General features: G+C 62.9%; 1 protein-coding gene. It reads left to right on the top strand.

The genetic code is table 11. The annotated features are described in order from the left end of the window. Positions 1 to 6786, top strand: a 6786-nt coding sequence (locus ACYP01_RS00775; RefSeq protein ID WP_459678188.1) for an amino acid adenylation domain-containing protein, incomplete at both ends; no start/stop codon positions are given.

Here is a 6786-nt window from a genome sequence, read left to right as displayed (position 1 = left end):
TGGCGGATCCGGTGTCGGGGGTGGTGGGTGCTCGGGTGTATCGGACGGGTGATGTGGTGCGGTGGGGGTGTGGTGGGGTGTTGGAGTTTGTGGGGCGCACGGATTTTCAGGTGAAGGTGCGGGGGCAGCGGGTGGAGTTGGGTGAGGTGGAGGCGGTGTTGGCTGCTCAGGTGGGGGTGGCTGGTGCGGTGGTGGTGTTGCGGTCGGGTGTGGGTGGGGATTTTTTGGTGGGGTTTGTGGTGGGTGAGGTGGGGGTGGTGGTCGATGAGGTGGTGGTGTTGGAGGGGGTGCGGAGGTCTCTTCCGGGGTTCATGGTGCCGTCGGTGGTGGTGGTGTTGGGGGAGTTTCCGGTGACGGTGCATGGGAAGTTGGACCGTAAAGCCCTCCCGGACGTCAACTTCGAACCTCAAGCGCTGCAGTATGTTGCGCCACGAACGCCGGTCGAGGAGACGGTTGCCGCAATCTTCGATGATCTGCTGGGAACGTCGACGGTGGGCGTGAACGACGACTTTTTTGCCCTGGGTGGGAACTCTCTCAGTGCGGCCAGGTTGGTTGCGCGAGTGAATTCTGTTCTCGGCGAACGGATCAACATTCGTGACGTCTTCGATGCTTCTACCGTTGCAGCGCTGGCCGAATTGGCGCAGTGTCGCGGAGGAGAGGGGGCCAAGCCGGCGTTGACGCCGCGGGGTATGACGACAGATATCCCACTTTCACCGGCGCAGGAGCGAATGTGGTTTGCGAATCAGTTCGCCCCCGAGTCCGCCGCCTACAACGTCGCGTGCGCGTTGAGGCTCGACGGTCCAGTGAACGTGAGTGCGCTTCACGCTGCATTTGTCGACGTCGTCGAGCGGCACGAGTCCTTGCGCACCGTTTTTCCTCTGACGGACAACGGACCGCGTCAAGTGATCATGTCCACCTCACAGGTGGTATCGGATCTCGTGCCGATACTTGTGCAGGGAGAGGAAGAGCTGCGCGAGCGTAGCCGGCAGATCGCTTCGGTTGGTTTCGACGTCACGCAGCAGGTCCCGATGCGCGCCACCTTGTTGCGGCGAGATGACCAGGTCCACTCGCATGTCCTGGTGATCGTGATTCACCACATCGCCGCCGACGGATTCTCGACGGTACCGCTGGCTCGAGATCTCATGAGCGCATACTCCTCCCGTGTGAACGGTGAGGCACCGCAGTGGACGCCGCTCGGGATTCAGTATGCCGACTATGCGTTGTGGCAACGTGGTTGGTTGGGCTCGGAATCGGACTCTCGGTCTCTGATCTCGAAACAGCTCGGCTATTGGGCCGAGAATCTTGCGGGCGCACCGGAGGTTCTCGACATTCCGACCGATCGACCGCGCGGTGATGTGCGTTCGCTTCGACGCGGACGGATCAGGTTCGTGTTCGGTCCGAAGGTGCATGCCGGTGTGGTTGCCCTGTCGCGCAAACACAACGCCACGGTCTTCATGGTTGTGCACGCAGCCTTGGCAGTGCTGCTGGCGAGGCTCAGTGATGAGGACGACGTAGCCGTCGGAACTCCCATCGCCGGGCGTGGGGAGCGCGAACTCGACGACCTGGTGGGCATGTTCGTCAACACGTTGGTCTTGCGCACTGCAGTGGACCGCGGCGCGACTTTCGGAGACTTCCTCGACCAGGTCCGAAACGTAGATCTGAGCGCCTTCATTCATGCGGACGTGCCGTTCGAAAGAGTCGTCGAGATCGTGAATCCTTCACGTTCGACGGCGTACTCGCCCCTGTTTCAAGTCATGTTGGAGTTCCAAGACATCGAACGGCCTGCACTCGAACTCCCCGACCTGCAGGTGACCGACGTGGGCGTCGAGATCGACACCATCAACTTCGATCTTCAGTTGACGGTGACGCAGAACGCCGGCGCAGCCGGCGAATCGGATGGTATTCGTGCTGAATTCGGATATGCCACAGATATTTTCGACGAGGAAACGGTAGCGGGCTTCGCCGGCCGCCTGCAACGGATTCTCGAGCGCGTTATCACGGATCCGCAATCACGGATCGGAGATATCGAGATCCTCGACGCCTATGAGTCAGCCGAACTGGTACCCGTGCGAGGTGAGATTTCCGCCGCTGTTCAGACCCTTCCGGATTTGCTGACTGCAGCAACAGATATGGCGACCGCCCAGGATCCCGGCGCCGTTGCGCTGGTGTTCGAGGAACGTGAAGTGACCTATCTCGAACTCGACGCGCAGTCGAACCGATTGGCCCGCATGCTGATCGAATCCGGAGTGGGTCCCGAATCGGTGGTGGCGTTGTGTCTCCCACGCTCCGTCGAGTCCGTTCTGGCGGTGTGGTCCATTGCCAAGACAGGTGCGGCATTCCTTCCCGTGGACCCGGGACATCCCGCTGCTCGTATCGAGCACATGCTGGGCGACTCCGGTGCAGGGTGGGGGATAACGTCTCGAGCTCACAACGCAGCATTGTCCGGCCTCGTGCCGTGGCTGGTCCTCGACGATGCCGGTTTCGAGGAACGGCTGCGGGCGTACTCGCCATCGAAAGTCATCGACGCGGATCGGAACGCGCCGATTCGCATCGACAATCCGGTCTATCTGATCTACACGTCGGGGTCGACAGGAACACCCAAGGGCGTGACGGTCACACATCGCGGGTTGAGCGACTTCGCGCTCCAGGAGCGTGAGACCTTCGCCGCCACGACCCGATCCAGAACTCTGCACTTCGCTTCGCCGAGTTTCGACGCGTCGGTTCTCGAGCTCGTGATGGCCGTTGGTGCTGGAGCCACGATGGTGATCGTGCCACCGACCGTCTACGGCGGGTCGGAACTGGCGGCGCTACTGGAGCGCGAGCGCGTCACCCATTGTTTTGTGACTCCGGCGGCCTTAATGTCCGTCGACCCAGACGGTCTCACCACTGTCGGTTGTGTCGTGACAGGTGGGGAAGCGTGTCCGCCGGAATTGGTGGCCCGCTGGGCGCCGGGCAGAAAGATGTTCAACGCCTACGGTCCTACCGAGGCAACTGTCGTGTCGAGCATCAGTGCGGCACTGGCTCCGAACGCCCCGGTCACTATCGGCACACCTACTCGCGGATTCAGCGAGGTAGTGCTGGACTCGCGTCTGCGAGCGGTACCGGTAGGTGTCGCGGGGGAGTTGTATCTTGCCGGGCCGGCTCTCGCTCGCGGCTATCACCGGCGATACCCGTTGACCGCCACGCAGTTTGTCGCAGATCCCTTCGGTGCGCCGGGAACGCGGATCTATCGCACGGGCGATCGCGTGCGGTGGACGCCCGACCGACGGCTGGAGTATCTCGGGCGCACCGATGCCCAAGTCAAAGTCCGTGGGTTCCGCATCGAACTCGGGGAAGTCGAGGTGGCACTGCAGACGCACCCGCGCGTGGCCCAGGCGGTGACGGCCGTCTGGAACGGCGACGGCAGGGATCGGTTGATCGGCTACGTGGTTCCCGATCGCGGAGCGAGTGTCGATCCGCGAGACGTCCTCGCCCATGCAGGCAAGCGCCTGCCGTCGTACATGGTGCCGGCGGCGGTGGTGGTGCTCGACGCCGTTCCGCTGACGGTTCACGGAAAACTCGACCGCGCAGCGCTTCCCACACCCGATTTCTCGTCCGCCGCCACACCCGACCGGCCACCGCGAACGGAAACCGAGAATCTTCTTGCCGCTCTGTTCGCGCAAGTTCTCGGGCTCGACTCGGTAGGAGTGCATGATTCGTTCTTCGAGCTCGGTGGCGACAGCATCATGTCCATCCAATTGGTGGCCCGCGCTCGCGATGCGGGTGTGATCATCTCACCCCGGGATGTATTCGACCACAAATCCGTTGCCGCGCTTGCCGAGTCGGCGCACCTTGAGCAGGACAGGCCTGATGTGCTCGCGGAGCTACCGGGATCCGCTGTCGGAACTGTTCCACTGAGCCCGGTGGCGCAGTGGATGCTCGACCGCAGCAGTGGCGGGCTGCGTGGCGGCGGAGTGAAACGGTTCTCTCAGGCGCTCTTGCTGACAGCTCCCGCTGATCTCACCCAAGACCTCCTTGTCCGTGGTCTCCAGGTGTTGCTGGACCGCCACGGAATGCTTCGAGCTCGCTTGGTTGAGAGTGACCGGGTCATGGAAGTCTTACCACCCGGCTCGATCTCGGCCGAAGGACTGATCCACCGCATAGCCGTCGATTCGGTGGACGACGAAGGTTTCAGGGCCTTGGCGTCGGGAGAACTCGAGGCCGTGGCCGACAGCTTGGATCCCGCCGCGGCTGACATGGTGCGCGTGATCTGGTTCGACCTGGCCGACAAACCTGACGTGTCGACCGGGCGGGGCCGACTACTTGTGGTGATTCATCACCTGGTTGTCGACGGGGTCTCGTGGCGCATTCTGGTCACCGACCTGGCGTCGGTGACAGCACAACTCCAGGCCGGTGTCACGCCCGAACTGCCACAGATCGGAACGTCGTTCCGGCGATGGGCGCATGGGCTTGTCGAGCACGTGGGCGACCGGAGCGTCGAACTGGACATGTGGAGAACGATCCTGGACGGCGATGACCCGTTGATCGGTTCGCGCCCACTCGATCCCACGATCGACGTCGACGACACGGTCGACACCGTTACAGTGGACATCTCGCCTTCGGCGACCAGGCACCTTCTCACCACGGTTCCTGCGGCATTCCACGCCGGCGTGAACGACGGACTCGTCACCGCTGTTGCGTTGGCCTCGATCGGGTGGCGACGACGCCGCGGTATGGATACCGCTGCCGCCCTGATCACGCTCGAAGGACACGGCCGCGAGGAAGGGGTGGTTCCTGGCGCAGACCTCGGTCGCACCGTTGGTTGGTTCACCACGCTCTACCCGGTGCGCGTGGAACTTGGCGCAATCGACGTCGACGACGCACTGGCCGGTGGCGCCGACGTCGGGCGGGCCCTCAAAGCTGTCAAAGAGTACGTGCGTGCGATCCCCGATCATGGAATCGGATTCGGGATGTTGCGGTACCTGTCTGGCGAGAGCGACCCACTCGGCCGATTCCGTTCTCCTCAGATCAGTTTCAACTATCTGGGCCGGATCAGCTCCTCTGACGGAACACAGGACTGGCTGCCGGTGGAGGGCAATCGAAGGCTCGGCGGAACCCAGAACCCGTCCATGCCTGTGGCGTCCGTGATCGACATCAACGCCGCGGTTGAGGACCACGTCGACGGGCCGTGCCTGACAGCATCTTTCACCTTTCCCCGCGGAGTGCTCGACAGGTCTGACATCGCGGAGTTCGCGGAACTGTGGCGTCGTGCGCTCGACGGACTCACCGCGCACGCGTCGCGACCTGATGCGGGCGGTCTGACGCCGTCGGACATTCCCCTCGTCTCGGTCGACCAACAACAGATCGAACGCTGGGAGAACGACTTCCCCGGATTGCACGATGTCTGGTCGGTGTCGCCCCTTCAGGCCGGGCTGATGTTCCATGCCTCACTGGCGGCCACGTCGACGGACGTCTACACAGCGCAGTTGTGCGTCGAGCTCGAAGGAGCGGTTGATTCCGAGCGTTTGCGCGGCGCTGCTGCCGGACTACTCGCAAACCACCCGAATCTGTGTGCAGCGTTTCTCTACGACGTGAACGGCCTACCGGTGCAGTTGATTGTCGACGATGCAGTGATTCCCTGGACCGAGGTCGACCTGAGTGATCGCGGATCGGCAACCGACGCAGATTTGGAGCGCCGCCTCGACGAGGATCGCAGTGCACCCTTCGACCTCTCTTCGCCGCCACTGCTTCGGCTGACGCTGCTGCGAACCTCGCCGACGAGGTGCGTGTTGGTGGTGACGAACCATCACATCGTCCTCGACGGTTGGTCGATACCGTTGCTGGTTCGCGAACTGTTGATGAGATACGCGGCCGACGGTCTCCCGGTCGAGAGGGCCCCGGCCGATCTTCCGGAGACTCCGTCGTACCGCACCTATCTGGAATGGTTGATGCACCGCGATATGGAGACCTCGCTCGCGGCGTGGGAGGACGCCTTGGAAGGCGTCGACGAGCCGACGTTGTTGGCGCCTTCGACGCCGATCGCGGAGCAGCTGGTGCCCGAAGAGGTTGCCGTCGATCTACCGGATTCGGTGCGCGACGGACTCGGTGCGCTGGTCCAGCGGAGCGGGATCACGATGAACACGGTGATCCAGGCGGCGTGGGGTGTCCTACTGTCTCGGATGCTTTCCCGTGACGACGTAGTCTTCGGCGTCACGGTTTCGGGCCGCTCACCCGAGTTGTCTGGTGTGGAAAACATGATGGGGCTGCTGATCAACACGTTGCCTGTCCGAGTGCAACTGGATCCGGACGAGACGTGTACGCAGCTGCTCGCTCGACTGCAAAGCGAGCAGACAGCTCTGCTCGATCATCACTATGTCGGACTCGGCGCGATTCAATCTGTCGTAGGGACAGGCAATTTGTTCGACACACTGTCGGTCTTCGAGTCGTATCCGATCGATACCTCGGGGATGGGCGGGAACACCGACATTGCCGGTATGCGCGTCACCGCTGTGAATGCCCGCGACGCCACGCATTACCCGCTCACCGTGCTGTCGGTCGCGGAACCGACGCTGCAGGTCAGCCTGCGGTACCAGCCGGCGGCATTCGACCGCGCCGCGGTCGACACCATTGCACAGCGAATGTCGCGGATTCTTGCCGCCTTCGCAGCGAACGCGGATACACCGGTCGGTGAGGTCGACGTGTTTGTCGCCGGTGAGCGTGGGTTGGTGGTGGGTGGTTGGGATGGTGTGGGGGTTGTGGTGGGGGGTTTGACGTTGGTGGATGTGTTGGATGGGCGGTTTGCTGGTG

This window comes from Rhodococcus sp. no. 34 (genome assembly GCF_054589475.1).
Note: the sequence above shows the minus strand (reverse complement) of the source record. Positions and strands in the feature narration are given on the sequence as shown.